We start from the raw sequence: 20255 nt of genomic DNA, 5'->3' as shown, positions 1-20255 counted from the left end.
AGTAAGAATAGTGTATGTCTAGTTTTGAAGGAACGCCTTATTGTGAGGAGATTGCCATGCAGAAGAAGGATAAAAATGAGTTGTTTAGCGGGATTAACACGGCTGCAACGATTGGTTTTTATATGGTGTCTTCTGTAGCGGCAGGTGTTCTATTAGGTAAATTGGTAGATAAATACTTAGATAGTAGTCCTTGGGCGACGATAGTGGGTATAATACTAGGTATGATAGCAGGAATGTGGTCGATGTATAAGCGGTTAGTGGGAGGTAAGTAGGGAGTAAACCACTTTCTACCAGAGATATGCAAGAATATATTATACAAATACGGCGAACATTACTGCAGATCTTAGCATGGGGTTTTTTTATCTCAGTAGGTGCCTATTTCACTGGATCTGCCTGGAGGATACCAGGGTTTATAATTGGACTTTTTACCAGCGGGGTTTATTTTTTGTTAATGTGCTATCGGGTAAGTAAAAGTGCCGATATGCCTATACATAAAGCACTGCTATATATGCGAGTTGGATGGATTCTTCGTCTGAGTTTTATTGTAATTATGTTGTTTATGTCTTTAAAGATACCTGTTCTTGATTTTTGGTCAGCGGTTTTTGGATTATTTACACTTCAAATTGTCATGTTTTTAAATGGAGTTGTTATTGTAGGAAAAAGTTTTTTCCATATTATATAAGGTTGCACAGATACCTGTTTCAGGTGTTTTAGCATAATGGGGCGTATAAATTATACGCAACTTAACTAGAGGTTCTTAAAAATGATCTAGACGCAAAAAGCGATGGGGATTTTGAAAGAACCTTTACTAGCAAAAAGGAAGGGGGGAGGGTATGGAACACGGTGGAGGACATGAAATCGGAAGTCATAAGTTAGCCCATTTTGCAGGTTTGACCTTTAATTTGGATACGCTGACAATGACTTGGATTACGATGGCAATTGTCATTTTACTGGCAGTGGTAGCAACAAGACGTATTGAATTACGGCCAAGGGGCTGGCAGAATTTCCTGGAAATGGCGGTTGTTGCGTTACTTGAACAAGTGGAAGCAAACATGGGAGCAAAAGGTAAAAAGATGGCACCGCTGATTATCACACTGTTTTTATTTTTAGCAGTGGGTAACGAATTAGGATTGATACCCGGCTTCACGTCACCAACCAATGATATTAATACAACTCTAGGACTAGCGTTAATGATTGTGATCATCGTACATGTTCTGGGCGTTAAAAACAAAGGGCTTATACGGTATGTAAAACATTTCTTTGAACCCTATGTACCGTTTGTCATTATTAATATCATTGAAGAAGTAGCAAAGCCTATTACGTTATCTTTCCGTTTATTCGGTAACATTTTGGCTGGTGAAATTCTGTTACTAGTTCTGGGTATGCTGGTACCTTATGTTGTGCCTACATTATGGCTGGCTTTCAGTGTTTTTGTTGGCATTGTACAAGCATTTATCTTTACCATGCTGTCAATATCCTATTTATCAAACTCACTGCAAGATGACCATCATTAGCCTTAGACTAAACACATGTAATTAGAATGGTAAGAAATAGTTGAAATGGTAAGTAAATCAAAAATGTTTTAAGGAGGATTTTATAATGGAACATGCAATTATCGTTGCTGCCTCAGTATTAGGGGCAGGATTAGCTATTGGTTTAGCTGCTATTGGTGCTGGTATCGGTGATGGTGCTGTAACAGCAAAAGCAATTGAGGGAATGGCTAGACAGCCTGAAGCTAAAGGTACTATTTTAGTAAATATGCTGATTTCCGTAGGCTTGATCGAATCTATTCCTATTATCGCTGCTGTTATTGCGATTGTATTAGTATTTGCAAACCCTTTTTTAAAGTAAGGTTTAAAAAATATAAGGTTACTGGCATGGAAATGATGCCAGTGTCTCCTGATACCGTTTGATAAGGAGGTGCTTTCATTGGTTGAATTAAATGGGACGCTATTAGCACAAATTGTAAACTTTCTTATTTTAGTTGCTATTCTTGCTAAATTTGCTTATAAGCCCTTGATGCAAGGCCTAGAAGATCGTCAGCAAAAAATTGCCGACAGTATAGATTCAGCAGAACGGGAGAGGCGCGAAGCAGAGCAACTGAAGTTAGAATATAAACAACAGTTGGTAGAAGTTCGTGCACAGGCGCAGGCAATAGTAGAGAAAGCCGAGAAATTGGCAGAAGAGAATAAGGAAGAGATTTTAAAAGCGGCACGTGCAGAAAGTGCTCGTATACTGAAAAGTGTGCAAGAAGAAGTTGCTCGTGAACGGGAATTGGCATTAGCTCAGCTAAAAGGTGAAGTTGTTGCTTTATCAATGGCCGCGGCTACGAAGATTATGAAAGAAAAAATGGATAGCGAAGCTAATGCTGCCATCGTGGCTGATTTCATTGATAAACTTGATGATAAGAAGATAGGTGGCTTGCCATGCTAGCCAATCAGTTAGCAGTAAAGTATGCCCAGGCCATCTATGAGTTAGCAGCTGAGAAGGACATGCTAAATGTAGTAGAGCAAGAACTACGTTTGGTGGAGAGTACCATTGCTTCTTATCATGATTTGTCTATCCTAATGTATCATCCTCAAGTATTAGCTAAGGCCAAACAAGAAACCATTCGGAAGGTTTTTGAACAAGATTTAACTGATTTTGTTCTTAAGTTTTTATTATTATTAGTAGACAAAAGACGTGAAACCGTGTTGCCAGAGATCATTCGAGAATATATAAAAATGGCAAATGAAGCACGTAATATTCTAGAGGCAGAAGTCATTACGGCTATGCCTTTAGGGGAAAGCCAAGAGAATGCTCTTGTGAACAAATTGGGTGCTGTAACTGGTAAAAAAGTTGTGATAACCAAACGTATTGATACAAGTATTATCGGTGGGATGATTGTTAAAATTGGCGATAAATTAATTGATGGTAGTATTGTTCGCCAGTTAGCAACATTGAAAAATGCACTTTTGAATAACGAAGTGACGGGGATTGGGGTGACAGACTGAATATGAAAATAAGGCCAGAAGAAATAACTGCGATTATTAAACAGCAGATAGAAAACTATCAGGTAGACCTCAATGTAGATGATGTTGGTACTGTTATCGAGGTGGGAGATGGAATTGCCCGTATTCATGGTCTTGAAAAAGCCATGGCCGGCGAATTACTTGAATTCCCCAATGAGATATTTGGTATGGTCTTAAATTTGGAAGAAGACAATGTTGGTGCCGTGCTCCTTGGTGGAGAAACGGTAATAAAAGAGGGCGACACAGTACGCCGTACAGGCCGCATTATGCAGGTGCCTGTTGGCGAAGCTATGGTTGGCAGAGTTGTCAATGCCCTAGGGCAACCGATTGATGGGAAAGGACCGATCAAAACAACAGAGTTTCGTCCTGTTGAGTTTCTTGCACCAGGTATTGCAGCTCGTCAATCCGTTAAGGAACCGCTGCAGACAGGTATCAAAGCAATCGATTCTATGGTGCCAATTGGCCGTGGACAGCGGGAACTAATTATCGGTGACCGTGGTACAGGCAAAACTGCTATTGCCATTGATACAATATTGAACCAAAAAGGGCAAGATGTAATTTGCGTTTATGTGGCTATTGGGCAAAAGGCATCTACAGTGGCCCGTGTAGTACATACTTTAGAAGAAAGTGGTGCAATGGCTTATTCCATAGTTGTCGTTGCTTCTGCGTCGGATAGTGCACCACTGCAATACATTGCTCCTTATGCTGGTGTAGCAATGGGTGAATACTTTATGTATAAAGGTGGTCATGTACTTTGTGTATATGATGATTTATCAAAACATGCAGTAGCTTACCGTGCTATGTCCCTACTGCTTCGTCGTCCACCGGGTCGTGAGGCATATCCAGGGGATGTATTTTATCTACATTCTCGTCTGTTAGAGCGAGCTGCGAAGTTGTCCAAAGAATTGGGCGGCGGTTCGATTACTGCATTGCCAATCATCGAGACCTTGGCAGGCGACGTATCTGCTTATATTCCGACCAATGTTATTTCCATAACAGATGGTCAGATCTTCCTAGAAAGTGAAATGTTCTACTCTGGTATTCGTCCAGCGATTAACGCAGGGTTGTCCGTATCACGGGTAGGTGGCTCCGCTCAGATTAAAGCGATGAAGCAAGTTGCTGGAAGGCTTCGTCTTGATTTGGCTCAGTATCGAGAATTAGCAGCTTTTGCTCAATTTGGTTCTGATCTTGATAAAGCTACTAAGGCTTCGTTAGATCGTGGGCAACGTACTATGGAAGTTTTAAAACAGCCTCAATATTCTCCAGTAGGTGTAGATGAGCAGGTTGTTGTTATTTATACGGCCATTAATGGCTATCTTGACAATATTCCTTTAGGTGATGTTGCCGCATTTGAACGCGATTTCCTTAAGTTTTTAAGAGCCAATCATCCAACCATTGGACAGGCCATTAAAGAGACCAAGGCTTTGTCCAAAGAAACTGAGGAAGCATTAAAACAGGCAATTAAAGAATTTAAAGAAACATTTGTCTCAGATGATAAAACGGCGAGGTGATGTAAATGCCTAATGCACAGGATATACGCCGCCGTATAAAAAGCGTAAAAAGTATTGAACAAATCACGAAAGCCATGAAAATGGTAGCTGCCGCCAGATTGCGTCGAGCACAAGAAAAAGCTGCCGCTAGCCGCCCTTATACCGAAAAGGTTAGAGAGGTTTTGGCAAGTGTAGCTAATCATGCGAGTGATGTTTCTCATCCGCTATTAGAGGTCAGAGAAGTCAATCGTGTAGCTTACTTGATTTTAAGTGCTGATAAGGGCTTAGCAGGAGCTTATTCTTCCAACGTAATAAAAGAGGCATTACCTCAGATTACAGCGGCGAAAGATAAAAGCAGTATCCTTGCTGTTGGTCGTAAGGCGAGAGATTACTTTACAAGGCGAGGCTATGCTGTGGAGGAAGAGTATACTGGCTTTTCCGAAAAACCTACCTATCAAGATGCGGTAACCATTGCTAGGTCAGTTGCTGAAGGTTTTAAAACAGGTAAATACGATGAAATTCATTTAGTATATACCTTGTTCCAATCGGCAATTACGCAAATTCCTACCAGTGTGAAGTTACTTCCTATCGAAGATACGGGAGCAAGTTCGGCAGATCAAGAATATATCTTTGAACCATCAGCAGAAGAGGTTTTGAATTTTTTATTGCCTCAATATTTGGAAACCGTTATTTATGGAGCATTGCTTCAATCTGCTGCAAGTGAGCTAGGTGCTCGTATGACAGCTATGGGGTCTGCTACTGATAACGCAGAAGAATTAATTGCTAAGCTCATTTTGAATTACAATAAAATCCGTCAGGCCACTATTACTCGGGAGATTTCCGAAATTGTGGGCGGTGCCGAGGCGTTAAAGTAAAAGATAGGAGGGGGAAACCTTTGAGTAGTACAGGCAAAGTAATACAGGTTATTGGACCTGTTGTTGATATTGAATTCCCTCCGGAACAGTTACCTGCCATCTATAACTCTGTTAAAATCGCGGATACCTCTACTGATGTAGAGGTTAGTTTAACCGTAGAAGTTATGCAGCATCTTGGCGATAATATCGTGCGCTGCGTAGCGATGTCCTCTACGGATGGTTTGACCCGCGGTATGCAAGCTGTAGATACTGGCGCCCCTATTAAAATTCCCGTGGGTAAAGGTACGCTGGGTCGGGTATTTAATGTACTAGGTGAAACAGTAGATAACAATGAAAATAAAGTAGCAGTGGACGATTATTGGCCGATTCACCGTCCAGCCCCTAGTTTTGAAGAACAAGAGACATCAACACAAATCCTAGAAACAGGTATTAAAGTTGTTGACTTGATTGCTCCTTATTCTCGGGGTGGTAAAATTGGTTTGTTTGGCGGTGCTGGTGTAGGTAAAACAGTACTGATCATGGAACTCATTCGTAACATTGCAACAGAACATGGCGGCTATTCTGTATTTGCGGGTGTAGGGGAACGTACTCGTGAGGGAAATGACCTATGGATGGAAATGCAGGAATCCGGTGTTATCGAAAAAACTGCCTTAGTTTATGGGCAGATGAATGAACCACCAGGAGCTAGAATGCGTGTTGCCTTAACCGGTCTTACAATGGCAGAATACTTCCGGGATGTAGGCGGACAAGATGTATTGTTTTTCGTAGATAACATTTTCCGCTTTATTCAGGCAGGGTCTGAAGTGTCTGCACTCTTAGGACGTATGCCATCAGCCGTAGGCTATCAGCCGACGTTGGCGACAGATGTAGGAGCTTTGCAAGAGCGGATTACCTCAACGAAAAAGGGTTCCATTACCTCTGTACAAGCAGTATACGTTCCAGCAGATGATTTGACAGATCCAGCTCCTGCGGCTACCTTTGCTCATTTGGATGCTACGACTGTATTGTCTAGACAAATTGCGGAACTTGGTATTTATCCAGCCGTAGATCCGCTGGATTCAACTTCACGAATTGTTGACCCTAATATTATTGGGGAAGAACATTATCAAGTAGCTCGTGGTGTTCAGGAAATTTTGCAGCGTTATAAAGAATTGCAAGATATTATTGCAATTTTGGGTATGGAAGAATTGTCAGATGATGACAAACTTACCGTATCTCGAGCACGTAAAATGCAACGTTTCTTGAGCCAACCTTTCTTTGTGGCAGAAGCATTTACGGGTACACCTGGTAAATATGTACCATTGAAAGAAACCATTCGAGGCTTTAAAGAAATTTTGAGCGGTAAGCATGACGATTTACCAGAAACCGCCTTCTATATGGTTGGTTCTATCGATGAAGTAGTGGAGAAGGCTCGGACGATGAAAGGGGAATAATAAATGGCTAAAACAATTAGGCTGGATATTGTTACCCCAGAGAAAATGGCTTATTCTGAGGATGTTACCATGGTGATCGCCAGGACGACATCTGGGGATATTGGTATTCTTCCAGGACATGCCGCACTTATTGCTGCCTTGGAAATTTGGCCCCTTCGAGTAATTACCGAGAATGGTGAGCTGCAAATTTCCATGTGCGGTGGTTTTATTGAAGTGCAGCCTGAGAAAATTACTGTCTTGGCAAATTGTGCCGAATTACCTGATGAAATCGACGTGGAAAGGGCTGCAGCAGCAAAAGAACGTGCGGAAAGTCGCTTGCGTACAGCAAGTCCGGGTATCGATTTGATAAGAGCCGAGATTGCTCTCAAACGTGCTTTGGTCCGTCTACGAGTCAAAGAACATAAAGAATAATAGCTGAAAACAGGCTGAGCTTATGCTTAGCCTGTTTTTGTTTTAAAATCAAAAATTTAGTAAGACTTGGTGTACGCCAAGTCTTTTCTTACGGAATCAGAATTTATAAGTTTCTAGTTAAAAAGATTGAACCACAAAGACACAATGCCGCTATCGCGGCACACAAAGAAGATGGGAATGAAATGGATAGAACCCCTTTGTGACCTTTGTGTCTTTGTGGTTCAAAAAGGAAGCGTAGCATTTTTATGTTCACAAGATTTGTATATCTCCTTCAACAAGTGGCAAGAATAGGCATACAGAGTAATTTATATATAAAGAATTATTTATTAAAAAGGGTGGAGAGAATGGTTAAATTTCGGACAAGATTATCAATGACCCTAGCAATCTTATTACTTTTATCCCTTGCTATGGTGAAGGAATTACCTGCTGCTACTCCTGAAGAACCTTTAAGCCAAGCTATGGAAGCAACTGGTGCACATGTAAACGAATATAGTATAAATGCTTGGGTAAAGCTGCCTGATGAAAAGATGAATGATAATCAGCTGCAAGAGATGGTAGAAAAGATAATGGAACAGCTCGGCGTGAATGCTGAAGATTATCAATTGACTCAGCAGCAAAGGGGCACTCATCGTACAGTACAAGCGGAAGCAATAAGGCCGAAGTGGCACACTTTTGTTGCGGCGCAGGTGGTTCCCAAACAGGGAGATAGCTCTCAAATGGAAACTTATTTAGTGGTGAATATGGAATCCATAGTGAATGAAAATACTTCTATCCAGCAGTTACAAAGAAAAATTAGTGACAGTATAAAAAAAAATGGTGTCTCACCCAAGATTAATACTTGCTTGATTGGATGGCTTGATGGTAAACTAGTGGATGGAGAACAACAAAGAGTATTAGAAAAAGCCTTTATGGCAATAGACGGAGTTATTATTGACAAACTGAAAGTTGAAAACTTCCTTAGTTATACAGGATTTTCCTCAATTGCTGGAGAGTGGCTGCAAGTAGGTGACAAAAAGGTGAATATAAATATAGCAACACGCTACAGTCAATATGACAATCGTACTTACGTCATCATTGGATCACCAATTATTACGAAAGAATATTAATTAATAAAATAGCACTCATTCCTTTTAAATATATTAGTAGAGTTTGCGGGAGGATATGACCTTATGGAGAGATTAGTTATCCGCGGTGGTAACAAATTATATGGAACAATTAAAATTAGTGGGGCAAAAAACGCAGTGCTGCCACTTATTGCAGCAACTTTGCTCGGGACATCCCCGAGCACATTAGAAGGGATACCTGATTTAGAAGATGTGCGTACGTTTAGCCAAGTGCTTAAGCATCTAGGCGTTGAGGTACAATATAATAAAGAAGAACAGACCATGCTCGTTGATAGTACGGTGATTGGTAGTTGTGAAGCGCCTTATGAGTTGGTCCGTAAAATGCGTGCTTCTTTTTTAATTATGGGGCCATTATTGGCTCGTTATGGTCACTCCAAAATATCTTTACCGGGTGGCTGCGCGATAGGAACTCGCCCAATTGATTTGCATTTAAAAGGCTTCGAGGCCCTAGGTGCGAAGATTGATATTGGACATGGATATATTGAAGCAACTGCACCGAATGGATTGACTGGTGCTAGAATTTATTTAGATTTTCCTAGTGTAGGTGCTACAGAAAATATTATGATGGCAGCCAGTATGGCAAAAGGTCAGACTATTTTAGAAAATCCAGCTCATGAGCCGGAAATTGTTGATTTAGCCAATTATCTTAATACCATGGGTGCACGCATTCGTGGTGCTGGTACGAATCTAATTAAAATTGACGGAGTCCCTGAATTAACTGGTAAAACCTATGAGGTTATTCCCGATCGCATCGAAGCTGGTACTTATATGGTAGCAGCCGCGATGGCGGGTGGCGATTTATATGTTGAAAATGCCTTGCCAGAACATTTAAAACCTGTCATTGCAAAATTAAAAGAAGCTGGCGTTACCATTGAAGAAGATACGAATGGTATACGTGTCAAAAGTGATGGTAATTTGCGAGCTGTAGATATTAAGACGTTGCCTTATCCTGGATTCCCAACAGATATGCAAGCGCAATTTATGGCGATGACTACCATATCTCATGGAACCAGTGTGATAAGTGAGACTGTATTTGAAAATCGTTTTATGCATGTAGATGAATTAAAACGTATGGGAGCCAATATAAAAATTGATGGCCGTAGTGCTGTAGTAGAAGGAACTCCTACGTTAACAGGCTGTCCCGTAAAAGCCACGGATCTTAGAGCAGGAGCTGCCCTCGTGTTAGCTGGCCTCGTTGCTGAGGGAGAAACTGAAGTAGGTTATCTTCATCACATTGACCGAGGTTATGATGGATTAGTAGCTAAATTATGTGGGGTCGGTGCAGACATCAAACGTGTCGGTACAAATGAATGTAAAAAGTAAATGAGAAACTGGTGAGATATCTATCTTGCCAGTTTTTTTACTGCTTTGGTAAAGTAAACGTTGAACCACAGAGAACACAGAGCACCACAGAGGGCGCAGAGTAGCATTTATAATATGGTTTGCCATAAGAAAGCTTCCATTCTCTGTTTCCTCTGCGCCTCTGCGGTTCAAATCCTTTACGCCCTCCGTATTTAATGTTTTCTTTGTGCTCTTTGTGTCTTTGTGGTTCAAAAAGGACGCGTAGTGTTTTTATTAACTATATTTTCAATTCTTCACAATCTTCATATCTTCGCGGCTCAAGGCGCTTTTTGTTTGCAAAAAATGTATCTTTTCCTTAATCCTCTTTCCCGGTCATACTTACCCAAAGCTTGGCATAGAATGTAGTGGTTATGTAGAGCAAGGGGAGGGGCAAGTGTGAAGAAAATAATAGCATGCGCTGTATTATTAGTATTGGTGCTGGTTATTATTGTTCCGGCTCTGGTAGTGGGCAGCTTCAATAGAGAACCAAGTTCAGATAGGAGTGAGAACGTAGCGAAAGGAGAACATATATTAATAAGAGTATATCTTCACGAGCAGAATAAAATTGTTGAAATGAATCTTGAAGAATATATTAAAGGGGTTGTAGCGGCAGAAATGCCTGCAGAGTTTGAGTTGGAGGCATTGAAAGCCCAGGCAGTTGCTGCGAGGACCTACGCGGTTAAAAGCATGGTCGCATTTGGTGGTAGTGGAATTGCAGAACAACCTGGTGCAGACGTAAGTACTGATTTTAAGCAAAGTCAAGCTTGGCAAAATGAAATAAAATTAAAAGAACGCTGGGGTACGAATTATGATCGTTATTGGAGTAAGATCAGCCGAGCAGTGGAGGAAACAAGGGGCCAAGTAGCGACTTATAACGGAGAACTTATTCAGGCAGTATTTCATTCGACGAGTGGGGAACGGACAGCCAGTGCCAAAGAAGTATGGGGGTTTGATTATCCCTATTTAATTAGTGTGCCTTGCAACTGGGATCAAAAATCACCCCGCTATCATGACAAGAAAGAATTTACGTTAGCACAAGTAGAGCAAATACTAGGGCCGGAAACCCAAGTAGTAGCAGCCATGCAAAATGGCGGTACCGGACCAGCGCAGATTGTCAGTACAACAGAATCAGGCAGGGTAGGCCAGATACGTATTGGCAGTAAAATTTTATCAGGTGCTGAGATTCGTGAAAAAATGGATTTGCGTTCTAACAACTTTAACGTAGCAATTGAAGATGGAAAAATGGTTTTTAATACAATTGGCTACGGTCACGGTGTAGGTTTATGCCAATATGGGGCTAACGGTATGGCGAAAGAGGGTCATGATTTTCGTCAAATTATTACTCAATACTATACGGGAGTAGCTCTTAAAAATATTTATGCTTCCTAGATTAATAGGAGGCTTTTTTCTTACGGAATCAGAAAGTATAAGTTCCTAGTTAAAAAGATTGAACCACAAAGACACAATGCTGCGATGCAGCACACAAAAGAATACGTTAAACACAGAGAACACAAAGATGCACAAAGAACATAGAGACATTTTTATTCTACCCCTTTGTGCTCTCCGTGTCCGCGTAAGCGGCTTTGTGTCTTTGTGGTTCAAAACGTCTATCTTTTAAAAGGACGCGTAGCGTTTTTATTATAATTATAGCTAGAGGCTGTTTAAAAATATCCTAGAAAGGACATACTTAGTACGAGGTGATAGTATGTCCAAATTGAAGTTTGATACCTTGTCCTCTATAGCATTTTATTTAAAAAGAATCAATACTGCATTGCCAAAACCAAGGTTTTCTTCAAAAAAAATTTCTTTTAAAAGCTTATATACTGGAGTTGGTTTATTGGCACTCGCTCTTGTGTTGATGGTAGGTGTATTAATGGGATTACAAAGTAAGCGGCAAGAAATAATGGCAGGTCCACTGCAAGAAGTAAAGCAGCAAGTTGTAATTATCCCAAGTACGGCAGTAATCGATGAAAAAAGTAAAGAGATTTCTCAAACGGTTACTGTCACAAGCCCTGAAATAACAAAAAAACAAGAACCTATGATTACGTCAAAGGATTTCCATGGAATCAAGGGGCAAATTAAAGCTGACTTTGGCTGGCAAATGCATCCTTTATATAATGAGTGGCGTTTTCATACGGGTATTGACATAGTGGGAGCACAAGGACAGAAGGTATCTGCCATACAGGATGGTCAGGTGAGTGATATCTTTCAAGATAAAACGAGTGGCTTAACTGTAATCGTGAAAAATGATATATATATAGTTTATTATGGTTCCTTAGCAAACGCTAAAGTCGCCAAAGGAAGTTTTATCAAAGCGGGTGAAGAAATTGGGAAGATGGGTAATTCTGATGCCGAGCCATACTATCACCTGCATTTAGCAATCAAAAAAGCAGATGAATATATCGACCCTAAGTTAGTAGTAAGCAACGAATAAAGAAAATTTAATTCATATGGACTTTTAACTCCATATGAATCTTAGCCATTCTTATCCAGGGACTTAGCCGCTCTTAACTCCCACTTAAATAAGTGAGCCTTGGGTCCGGCGACCCTTAGTGCGAACTTATTTCGAGTTTACAGCCTGTTTCCCTGACCGTCAAGGGCAGGGAATTACAGACTGTTAACGAGATGAAGATAGGAGTCTTAGAGCGGTTTAGTCATCGGATAAAAATAGTAACCTTTAAAAAGCACAGCAGTGCTTTTTTTTATTTTGTCCGCATATATATTAGCAAAGCAGGTGAGGGGGCAGAATAAGTATGAAAGATTATATCCGTAAAAGGGTATTGGACATTTGTCAGCACATTTTAGAAAGTAAACATACAGTGCGGCAATCAGCAATTGTTTTTGGTGTAAGTAAAAGTACAGTACATAAAGATATGATAGAACGTTTACCTTTAGTTAACAAGAAAATGGCAAATCGAGTAAGAGTTATACTAGAACAAAATAAAGCAGAGCGCCATATCCGCGGTGGGGAGGCAACTCGCAAAAAATATAAAGAAGCTGGAAAAAGTGACAAAAAATGAAGGATTTTCTTTTTTAATGTAGAATGGAAGCAAGTGAACATTGTTTACTTAGAACAGTTAATTAACCACAAAGGCGCATGGGATTAGTAAATTTTTTGTCTTTGTGGTTTAAATAAAAAGAAAATATGGACAAGTATTAGTAGAGTGGAAGGGGATTGCACATGTTTGGAATGTCAATGGACATTGGAGTGGATTTAGGGACTGCTAACGTATTGGTATACATAAAAGGTAAGGGAATTGTACTTCGCGAGCCATCTGTAGTGGCGATTGATCGTGATACAAATACAGTATTGGCTGTAGGTGAAGAAGCACGCCGTATGCTTGGTCGGACACCAGGCAATATTATTGCTATTCGCCCATTAAGAGAAGGTGTCATAGCTGACTATGATACGACGGAGACTATGCTGCGTCATTTTATTCAAAAGGTCGTTCCGAGAAAAATTTTTTTTAAACCACGTATTATGGTATGTATACCCTCCGGTGTTACTACAGTAGAAAAACGAGCAGTATTAGAAGCAGCTGTACAAGCAGGTGCAAAAAAAACCTATTTAATTGAAGAACCTTTGGCAGCAGCTCTTGGTGCAGGTTTAGATATTTCTGAGCCTTGTGGCTCCATGGTAATCGACATTGGTGGCGGTACCACTGACGTAGCTGTTCTTAGTTTAGGCGGCATTGTGGTAAGCGAGTCTTTAAGAGTCGGTGGGGACAAGTTTGATGAAGCGTTAGTACGTTATGTTAAACGAGAATATAATGTTATGATCGGTGAACGTACAGCGGAACAAATAAAAGTCAATATAGGCACAGCATTAGCCACAGGTCGCAATGAGAGTATGGAAATTCGTGGACGTGATTTAGTGTCTGGTTTACCTAAAACCTTGCGAATAACTTCAGCTGAGACCTTTGATGCCTTATATGAGTCTGTGTCTCTTATTGTGCAAAGGGTAAAAACAGTGCTAGAAATCACCCCTCCAGAATTGTCCTCTGATATTATGGATAGAGGTATTGTAATGACTGGTGGTGGCTCTATGCTTTATGGTTTGGACAAGCTTATTCAGCAAGAAACCGGTATTCCTACCTATCTAGCGGAAGATCCTCTTTCTTGTGTAGCATTAGGTACAGGCAAAGCTTTAGATTCTTTGGGAACTCTTGAAGATAGTTTAACAACACTAAAAAGAGGTAGTATTGCTTAACATTAGTTTGCTTTAGGGTAAAAAAAGGAGTGATAACATGATTCGTGGTTTGTACACCGCAGCGTCAGGTATGTTAGCAGAGGCACAGCGCACAGATGTTATTTCAAATAATTTAGCAAATGCTAATACTGCTGGCTTTAAAAAGGACATGACAATTACTAAGGATTTTGCAAGTATGCTCATTTCAAGAGTGAATGATGGTCCAGAATCTCCAACGATCGGTAGTATGGGTGTTGGGGTCATGGTGGATGAAGTGGCAACTGATTATTCTACTGGGACAATTAGGACAACAGGTAATGATTTCGACCTAGCAATTGAAGGAAGAGGCTTTTTTGCAGTAGAAACCCCTCAAGGCAAAAGATATACTCGCAATGGTACTTTTGCCAAGAGTGCAAAAGGTGAACTCGTTACCAGTGATGGGTATCGAGTACTGGGGCAAAATGGTCCAATTATTATAAACGGTGGAAAAATGGAAGTTAGCAGTGACGGACGGGTTTTGGTTGATAACAATGAAGTAGGCAAACTTGAAATAACTGAATTTGCAAATGAAAAAGCACTAAAAAAAGAGGGTGCAAGCTTATTTCTTGAACCTACTGGTCAACGAGGACAGGTAGCCACTGGTGGTGTAAGACAAGGAGCCTTAGAGATGGCCAATGTAAATGTAATTGGCGAAATGGTGAATTTGATCTCTAACTATCGTGCTTATGAAATTAACGGTAAGGTCATTCAATCTCATGACAGTTTAATGGGGAAAGCCGCAAATGACGTTGGCAAATTATAGCTAATAATTTAATTTAAGTTTTTTGTCTGTTTTTGCGATAGTATAGATAGGAGTAATCCAAAAAAATGATTGTAGCACTGCTTTAGAAATAGAAGCGGATAAGCACATACATAGGAGGATTTTTATTATGATGAGGGCATTATGGACAGCTGCTTCAGGTATGGCTGCCCAACAGGCAAATGTGGATGTTATCTCCAATAACTTGGCGAATGTTAATACCACAGGCTTTAAAAAAGTTCGTAACGATTTCGAAGATTTGATGTATCAAACGATTCGTCAATCCGGTTCATCTACTGGACCAGATACGCAGCTACCTACAGGAATACAAATTGGGCATGGCGTACGTCAAGTTGCTACACAAAAGGTTTATACAGAAGGTAACTTTCAAACTACAGGAAATGCGCTGGATGTGGCAATAGAAGGAGACGGCTTCTTTCAGGTCACTATGCCAGATGGTACGCTTGCCTATACTCGTGATGGCTCCTTTAAAAAGGATTCTACGGGCAGAATTGTTACTTCAGAAGGTTATCCAATAGAACCTGCTATTACTATTCCAGAGGGTGCAACTAACGTTGCTATATCGGCGGACGGTCGTGTATCAGCGAAACTTGCTGGCCAGACGGCTCCTCAAGATTTAGGACAACTCCAACTTGCTGTATTTGTTAATCCAGCTGGACTCGATAGTATGGGAAAAAATTTATTAAAAGAGACCGCTGCATCGGGTAATGCAGTAGTTGGCAACCCGGGAACTGATAGTGCAGGTACACTTGTGCAAAATACGTTAGAGATGTCTAATGTTGCCGTGGTTGATGAAATGGTAAATATGATAGTTGCTCAAAGAGCTTACGAATTAAATTCAAAAGCAATCACTACATGTGACACTATGCTTGAGCAAGCTGCCCAATTGAAACGTTAAGGTGAGGATAATGGGAAAGAAAATAGGGCTACTGGTTTTGCTGCAATTTTGCTTTTCCTTTCATTTCGCGCTCGCCCAGGATATTGTTGTGACAATTTTTGAACAGGCAAGAGTAACTGGTTCGACAATAACACTAGGAGAACTGGCTGATATTAGTGGTGGCAGTCTGGAACAAGTTCAAGGTTTGGGGCAATTGCAATTAGGTGCTGCGCCGAATCCTGGCAGTAGCTTTGTCTTAGCGAAAGAAGTACTTAACATGCGTTTAGCAGCGGCAGGTGCTGATTTTGGTAATATCGTTTGGCAAATTCCTAATAGTGTTACCATTACTGGGAATTCACAAATTATTAATGGACAAGCCTTAATTGACCAGGCTATGATAGCTATCAGGAAACAAGCTGGATCCAATGTTTTAAAGGAGGATCTTGTTATTTCATCTCTGGGGCATGTACAAGATGTAGTCGCTCCGTTAGGTAATGTTACTTTTAGCACTTCGTTGCCTTATGGCATTCGTTATAATACGCCGACAACTGTGTTGGTTACTGCCACTGTAAACGAAAAAGAATTTGCAAAAGCTGGACTGAAATTTGATGTGAAACTATATCGCCCAGTCACGGTGGCCGCTCGCGAGGTCAATGCTGGTGAAATCGTGACCGAAGATACTTTGCGCTACGAACGAATGGATATAGGTAGGTTAGCTGCGGGTTATGTTATGGATAAGAAAAAGATTGTTGGGTTAATGGCAAGGCGTCCAATTACGTTAGGTACAGTGCTAACGGACACTATGATAATTAAACCGATAGCAATCAAACGAGGCAGCACTGTTACCTTAGTCGCTCATATTGCGAGTATGGAAGTAACGACAATTGGACAAGCCATGCAAGATGGCTGCGAGGGGCAATTAATTCGTGTGAGAAATACCTCTTCTAATAAAATTGTTTTGGGAAAAGTATTGAATGAAAGCACCGTAGAGGTGCCTACATATAAAGGTTCATAAAGATCTTGAGAAATTTAAATTATGCATGATTTGAAAGTGAAGGTGTAAATATGTTTAACCTAACAAAGATTATTGTTAGCTTGGCGTTAGGTTTCTTGTGTTTGGGGCTAACAGCAGCATCTTCAGTATCGGCTATGTCTTTGTGGAGTGATGCTGGGTCTGCCAATCTATTTAGTGACCATAAGGCTCGTGCAGTTGGCGACTCTCTTACGATCATCATTAATGAAAACTCTAGTGCGAGTCGTGTGGGGAATGCAAGCAATTCTAAATCCTCTAGTACGAGTATGAATGCAGGCACAGGGATCTTTCATGGTATAGCCTCTGCAAGCGCTGGTAATGCCGATTCTTTTACGGCAAAAGGATCACTTGCCAATACGAATACTGTTACAGCGCAAATGTCAGCTCAAGTTATTGAAGTGAAGCCGAATGGCACTTTAGTCATTTCCGGTACACAAAGCATTAAACAAAATGGCGAAGAACAAAAAATTACTGTTTCCGGTGTGGTTCGCCCCGAAGATATTCTGTCAGATAATACGGTATTATCTACTTATATAGGTAATGCGCAAATTCGAGTAGATGGCAATGGCCCTATTGCGAAGAAGCAACGGCAAGGAATTATAAGTCAGTTATTCAATTTCTTGTTCTAAAACGGAGGATATTATGCGTAAGTTAGTGGTTAGTGTTGCAATTGTAATTTGTGCCATATCTATTATGGCAACTGCCATGGCATCTAGTGCAGTAACACGAATTAAAGACGTAGCAAAGGTGCAAGGTGTACGGACGAATCAATTGGTCGGTTATGGGCTAGTCACTGGTTTAGCCGGTACAGGTGATTCCAATACACTGGTCCAAACGAGACAGTCAGTGGCTAACATGTTAAAAAGTTTTGGGATAACAGTTTCTGAAGCCCAACTTAAATCTAAAAATGTAGCTGCCGTTATGGTTACAGCTCAATTACCAGCTTTCGCAAAACCTGGTGATACAATTGATATGACGGTTTCTTCTATGGGGGATGCCAAGAGTTTGCAAGGTGGTATTTTATTGCAAACGCCTCTAAAAGCCGCTAATGGTCAAGTCTATGCTGTAGGACAAGGTCCTGTTTCTACAGGTGGATATAACGCTAGTAGCGGTGGTAGTAGTCAACAAAAAAACTTTCCTACAACAGGTACAACTCCGAATGGGGCTATTGTAGAACGGGATGTCCCTACACAATTGGTATCTTCAGACGGATCAATTACCTTATCTTTGAGCCAGCCCGATTTTACGACAGCAACCCGTATTGCTGATACGATTGATAGTCGTTTTGGTTCCATTTCAACAACAAAGGACCCGGGAACGATAATTGTAACCGTACCAAGTGGATATGGAAGTAATGTAGTAGGTTTCGTGGCAGCAATAGAAGAGCTCTATATTAATCCTGATAATATAGCTAAAATTGTAATTAATGAACGTACAGGCACAATTGTTATGGGATCGAATGTAACCATTGACGAAGTTGCTGTTGCTCAGGGTGGACTTAGCATTAGTATTACAAAAACGACAGATGTATCTCAGCCACCACCTTTCTCTAACGGATCTACAGTGACAACGAATAATACTACAGTAGATGTGAAAGAAGATAAGGCAAATATTATGGTATTGCCATCTACGGCAAGTGTTGGAGATGTAGTTCGAGGATTAAACGCAATTGGCGCTACACCGCGAGATATTATCTCAATACTACAAGCAATAAAAGCATCTGGTGCTTTACATGCTGATTTACAGATCATTTAAGGTGGTGAGCAAATATGGAAATATCAGGAATAGGTTCAACTGGTATGATAAATACCTTGAATTCTGCACAGACTAAAGCAAATAGTGATTTTGCCGATAAATTGGCAACGGAAACAGAGAAGGCAAAGGCTTCAAAAGATGATGCCAAACTCAAAAAAACATGTCAAGACATGGAAGCAGTATTCTTAAATATAATGATGACCAATATGCGAAAAACAGTGCAAAAGTCTAAGTTAGTAGATACTTCGCAAGAAGATACTATGCAATCCATGTTAGATAGTGAAATTACAAAAAATATGGCAAAGGCTGGTGGTATGGGATTGGCGGATATGCTTTATCGCCAACTCCATGTTGCTGCAGCACCTGCCAGTCAAAAGTCCCAGGCACCGAAATAGTGCCTGGGCTTTTCTCACAAAAAAAGATGAATTCGATGTTGCTCATATGGGGGTTATTTAAATGAAGGCTTATAAACGGTTCTATAGTATTTTGATTTTATTACTCTTGTGTTCTCAAATTGCATGGGCTGCTCCAAACAGCTCTGTGCTGCAAAACGTTAGATTTAGCCAAACGCCGGATAAGGTAAGAATTGTATTTGATGTAAATGAACTACCAGCATATACGGCTAATCTAACTGCAAATCCAGATCAAATTGTACTTGATTTTGCTAATGCTAGTAGTGCAATCAAGTTGCCAACCCTGTTATTAAATGACACAGCAGTTAAGGATTTACAATTATCTGAAGTGCAGCCGGGCAAACAGCGGGTTGTTATTAACCTAAAAACATCTGCCGTTACCTATAAGGTATTTACATTGGCCAAACCAAATCGAGTAGTGATAGACATTTCCAAGAAAGTCGATCAAAAATACGAAGAAGAGATTAGTACGGGGATCAAATATACTTCGTTATATCGTAATACCAATGCAGGCCCTATAACTGCTTATGTAGTTGATTTATCTCCTAGCAGTGCTTATCAACTAAAGCCCGTACTCTCAAATGATGCAATTGTAGACCGGGAATGTGTTTTGTCAATGACTGAGCGTGCTAAAGGGATTGTTGGCATTAATGCTTCTTATTTCGCTCCAAATGGAGAAATTTTGGGTTTACTGAAAATGGGTGATCAAATAGTAAGTACCTCAGCCGTAGGGCGTACTACTTTAGGAATACTACCTAATGGCCAAATTATGTTTGATCAGATCGACTACAAGGGAAGCGTTACCTTACCAGATGGACGATTAGTTGCAATTACAGGTGTCAATCATGAAAGAGGCCCAGATGATCTGATTTTATATAATAATTACTATGACAATATGACAGGTACTAATGAGTTTGGTACAGATTATATTGTAAGTAAGGATACCATTACCGCAATCGCTCATGGTAATGCTGTCATACCTCCAGGGGCTGTTGTTTTATCCGCTCATGGTAGTAATGAAAAAGCATTAGCAGGTTTAAAAGTTGGTGATAGTATCAAAATTAGTCAGTCGCTAGGTTCAGCATGGGACAATACCAGTTACGTCCTTGGTGCAGGTCCAAGATTAATTAAAGGTAGTAGTGTATTTTTAACAAGTAAATAGAAGAGTTCCCTTCAGATATAACTGTTGGTAGAGCACCACGAACGGCGATTGGCCAAACTAAAGATGGTCATATACTTCTCGTTGTTGTTGATGGTCGTCAAGAGCATAGTATTGGTATGACCCTCTTAGAATTAGCATTGTTGATGCAGGAATTTGGCGCTGTGGATGCAATGAATTTAGATGGTGGCGGTTCTAGTGAGATGGTAATAAAAGGTAAGATTATCAATAAGCCCTCAGATGGAAGAGAAAGGTATGTAGGCGATGCATTAATTATTGCTCCGAAGGATTGATAATTCCCTCCAATACTGTATAATGAAATTA

General features: G+C 40.5%; 24 protein-coding genes. All 24 read left to right on the top strand.

Going from position 1 to position 20255, the window contains the following annotated elements:
* The first annotated feature begins 14 nt into the window (after positions 1–14).
* The 24 genes from QSJ81_RS20730 to QSJ81_RS20615 all read left to right on the top strand — a co-directional run bounded on the left by QSJ81_RS20730 (position 15) and on the right by QSJ81_RS20615 (position 20224).
* Entirely contained in the window at positions 15–272 is a 258-nt protein-coding gene (locus QSJ81_RS20730) for an AtpZ/AtpI family protein (protein WP_285719256.1), read from the top strand.
* Positions 273–298: 26 nt separating this feature from the next.
* Positions 299–682, top strand: a complete 384-nt coding sequence (locus tag QSJ81_RS20725; RefSeq protein ID WP_285719255.1) for an ATP synthase subunit I — start codon at positions 299–301, stop codon at positions 680–682.
* Between the two features lie 151 nt (positions 683–833).
* Positions 834–1514: a F0F1 ATP synthase subunit A gene (gene atpB, locus QSJ81_RS20720; protein WP_285719254.1), complete on the top strand. Its 681-nt coding sequence runs from the start codon at positions 834–836 to the stop codon at positions 1512–1514.
* Positions 1515–1599: 85 nt separating this feature from the next.
* Entirely contained in the window at positions 1600–1851 is a 252-nt protein-coding gene (gene atpE, locus QSJ81_RS20715) for a F0F1 ATP synthase subunit C (protein WP_038674014.1), read from the top strand.
* Between the two features lie 78 nt (positions 1852–1929).
* The gene (gene atpF, locus QSJ81_RS20710; RefSeq protein WP_285719253.1) at positions 1930–2433 is read left to right on the top strand and encodes a F0F1 ATP synthase subunit B; all 504 of its coding nucleotides are present in this window, start codon (positions 1930–1932) and stop codon (positions 2431–2433) included.
* Complete coding sequence (locus tag QSJ81_RS20705) at positions 2427–2993, top strand: F0F1 ATP synthase subunit delta (RefSeq protein ID WP_285719252.1); 567 nt, start codon at positions 2427–2429, stop codon at positions 2991–2993. Before atpF ends, QSJ81_RS20705 begins: the two co-directional genes overlap by 7 nt.
* Before the next feature lie 2 nt (positions 2994–2995).
* Positions 2996–4522, top strand: coding sequence for a F0F1 ATP synthase subunit alpha (gene atpA / locus QSJ81_RS20700; RefSeq protein WP_285719251.1), 1527 nt, complete (start codon positions 2996–2998; stop codon positions 4520–4522).
* A 5-nt stretch (positions 4523–4527) separates the two neighbouring features.
* A complete protein-coding gene (gene atpG, locus QSJ81_RS20695) occupies positions 4528–5376 on the top strand; it encodes an ATP synthase F1 subunit gamma (RefSeq protein ID WP_285719250.1) in 849 nt (282 codons plus the stop codon).
* 20 nt (positions 5377–5396) lie between these two features.
* A complete protein-coding gene (atpD, locus tag QSJ81_RS20690; RefSeq protein ID WP_038674007.1) occupies positions 5397–6809 on the top strand; it encodes a F0F1 ATP synthase subunit beta in 1413 nt (470 codons plus the stop codon).
* A 3-nt stretch (positions 6810–6812) separates the two neighbouring features.
* Positions 6813–7220, top strand: coding sequence for a F0F1 ATP synthase subunit epsilon (locus tag QSJ81_RS20685; protein WP_285719249.1), 408 nt, complete (start codon positions 6813–6815; stop codon positions 7218–7220).
* 344 nt (positions 7221–7564) lie between these two features.
* Positions 7565–8326 (top strand): YwmB family TATA-box binding protein, encoded by a 762-nt coding sequence (locus tag QSJ81_RS20680; RefSeq protein WP_285719248.1) that lies wholly within the window; start codon positions 7565–7567, stop codon positions 8324–8326.
* Positions 8327–8389: 63 nt separating this feature from the next.
* Entirely contained in the window at positions 8390–9667 is a 1278-nt protein-coding gene (murA, locus tag QSJ81_RS20675) for a UDP-N-acetylglucosamine 1-carboxyvinyltransferase (protein ID WP_285719247.1), read from the top strand.
* Positions 9668–10081: 414 nt separating this feature from the next.
* Positions 10082–11074, top strand: a complete 993-nt coding sequence (spoIID, locus tag QSJ81_RS20670) for a stage II sporulation protein D (RefSeq protein ID WP_285719246.1) — start codon at positions 10082–10084, stop codon at positions 11072–11074.
* A 316-nt stretch (positions 11075–11390) separates the two neighbouring features.
* Entirely contained in the window at positions 11391–12119 is a 729-nt protein-coding gene (locus tag QSJ81_RS20665) for a M23 family metallopeptidase (RefSeq protein ID WP_285719245.1), read from the top strand.
* 319 nt (positions 12120–12438) lie between these two features.
* Entirely contained in the window at positions 12439–12705 is a 267-nt protein-coding gene (gene spoIIID, locus QSJ81_RS20660) for a sporulation transcriptional regulator SpoIIID (protein WP_285719244.1), read from the top strand.
* A gap of 161 nt (positions 12706–12866) precedes the next feature.
* A complete protein-coding gene (locus QSJ81_RS20655) occupies positions 12867–13895 on the top strand; it encodes a rod shape-determining protein (protein WP_038673996.1) in 1029 nt (342 codons plus the stop codon).
* Positions 13896–13932: 37 nt separating this feature from the next.
* On the top strand, positions 13933–14676 hold the full coding sequence (flgF, locus tag QSJ81_RS20650) for a flagellar basal-body rod protein FlgF (RefSeq protein WP_285719243.1): 744 nt from the start codon (positions 13933–13935) through the stop codon (positions 14674–14676).
* 127 nt (positions 14677–14803) lie between these two features.
* Positions 14804–15592: a flagellar basal-body rod protein FlgG gene (gene flgG / locus QSJ81_RS20645; protein WP_285719242.1), complete on the top strand. Its 789-nt coding sequence runs from the start codon at positions 14804–14806 to the stop codon at positions 15590–15592.
* A gap of 10 nt (positions 15593–15602) precedes the next feature.
* Positions 15603–16586 carry a flagellar basal body P-ring formation chaperone FlgA gene (gene flgA, locus QSJ81_RS20640; protein WP_285719241.1) on the top strand — a complete coding sequence of 328 codons (984 nt, stop codon included), beginning with the start codon at positions 15603–15605 and terminating at the stop codon, positions 16584–16586.
* A 50-nt stretch (positions 16587–16636) separates the two neighbouring features.
* Positions 16637–17233, top strand: coding sequence for a flagellar basal body L-ring protein FlgH (locus QSJ81_RS20635; protein WP_285719240.1), 597 nt, complete (start codon positions 16637–16639; stop codon positions 17231–17233).
* Positions 17234–17246: 13 nt separating this feature from the next.
* Entirely contained in the window at positions 17247–18359 is a 1113-nt protein-coding gene (locus QSJ81_RS20630; protein WP_285719239.1) for a flagellar basal body P-ring protein FlgI, read from the top strand.
* Between the two features lie 14 nt (positions 18360–18373).
* The gene (locus tag QSJ81_RS20625) at positions 18374–18754 is read left to right on the top strand and encodes a rod-binding protein (protein ID WP_285719238.1); all 381 of its coding nucleotides are present in this window, start codon (positions 18374–18376) and stop codon (positions 18752–18754) included.
* A gap of 61 nt (positions 18755–18815) precedes the next feature.
* Entirely contained in the window at positions 18816–19934 is a 1119-nt protein-coding gene (locus tag QSJ81_RS20620) for an AMIN domain-containing protein (protein ID WP_285719237.1), read from the top strand.
* A complete protein-coding gene (locus QSJ81_RS20615) occupies positions 19931–20224 on the top strand; it encodes a phosphodiester glycosidase family protein (RefSeq protein WP_352230922.1) in 294 nt (97 codons plus the stop codon). Before QSJ81_RS20620 ends, QSJ81_RS20615 begins: the two co-directional genes overlap by 4 nt.
* The last annotated feature ends 31 nt before the right edge of the window (positions 20225–20255 follow it).

Origin of the sequence: Pelosinus sp. IPA-1 (assembly GCF_030269905.1) — a bacterium.
Classification (GTDB): Bacteria; Bacillota; Negativicutes; order DSM-13327; family DSM-13327; genus Pelosinus.
The sequence above is the reverse complement of the archived record's forward strand: the minus strand, read 5'-3'. Positions and strand labels throughout refer to the sequence as shown.

Coding starts and splice junctions, on each gene's coding strand:
- flgF (WP_285719243.1), top strand. CDS start 13,933: ATGATTCGTGGTTTGTACACCGCAGCGTCAGGTATGTTAGCAGAGGCA.
- QSJ81_RS20680 (WP_285719248.1), top strand. CDS start 7,565: ATGGTTAAATTTCGGACAAGATTATCAATGACCCTAGCAATCTTATTA.
- QSJ81_RS20705 (WP_285719252.1), top strand. CDS start 2,427: ATGCTAGCCAATCAGTTAGCAGTAAAGTATGCCCAGGCCATCTATGAG.
- spoIIID (WP_285719244.1), top strand. CDS start 12,439: ATGAAAGATTATATCCGTAAAAGGGTATTGGACATTTGTCAGCACATT.
- atpB (WP_285719254.1), top strand. CDS start 834: ATGGAACACGGTGGAGGACATGAAATCGGAAGTCATAAGTTAGCCCAT.
- QSJ81_RS20655 (WP_038673996.1), top strand. CDS start 12,867: ATGTTTGGAATGTCAATGGACATTGGAGTGGATTTAGGGACTGCTAAC.
- QSJ81_RS20630 (WP_285719239.1), top strand. CDS start 17,247: ATGCGTAAGTTAGTGGTTAGTGTTGCAATTGTAATTTGTGCCATATCT.
- QSJ81_RS20725 (WP_285719255.1), top strand. CDS start 299: ATGCAAGAATATATTATACAAATACGGCGAACATTACTGCAGATCTTA.
- flgA (WP_285719241.1), top strand. CDS start 15,603: ATGGGAAAGAAAATAGGGCTACTGGTTTTGCTGCAATTTTGCTTTTCC.
- QSJ81_RS20730 (WP_285719256.1), top strand. CDS start 15: ATGTCTAGTTTTGAAGGAACGCCTTATTGTGAGGAGATTGCCATGCAG.
- QSJ81_RS20685 (WP_285719249.1), top strand. CDS start 6,813: ATGGCTAAAACAATTAGGCTGGATATTGTTACCCCAGAGAAAATGGCT.
- flgG (WP_285719242.1), top strand. CDS start 14,804: ATGATGAGGGCATTATGGACAGCTGCTTCAGGTATGGCTGCCCAACAG.
- QSJ81_RS20665 (WP_285719245.1), top strand. CDS start 11,391: ATGTCCAAATTGAAGTTTGATACCTTGTCCTCTATAGCATTTTATTTA.
- QSJ81_RS20635 (WP_285719240.1), top strand. CDS start 16,637: ATGTTTAACCTAACAAAGATTATTGTTAGCTTGGCGTTAGGTTTCTTG.
- QSJ81_RS20620 (WP_285719237.1), top strand. CDS start 18,816: ATGAAGGCTTATAAACGGTTCTATAGTATTTTGATTTTATTACTCTTG.
- QSJ81_RS20625 (WP_285719238.1), top strand. CDS start 18,374: ATGGAAATATCAGGAATAGGTTCAACTGGTATGATAAATACCTTGAAT.
- atpG (WP_285719250.1), top strand. CDS start 4,528: ATGCCTAATGCACAGGATATACGCCGCCGTATAAAAAGCGTAAAAAGT.
- murA (WP_285719247.1), top strand. CDS start 8,390: ATGGAGAGATTAGTTATCCGCGGTGGTAACAAATTATATGGAACAATT.
- atpA (WP_285719251.1), top strand. CDS start 2,996: ATGAAAATAAGGCCAGAAGAAATAACTGCGATTATTAAACAGCAGATA.
- atpE (WP_038674014.1), top strand. CDS start 1,600: ATGGAACATGCAATTATCGTTGCTGCCTCAGTATTAGGGGCAGGATTA.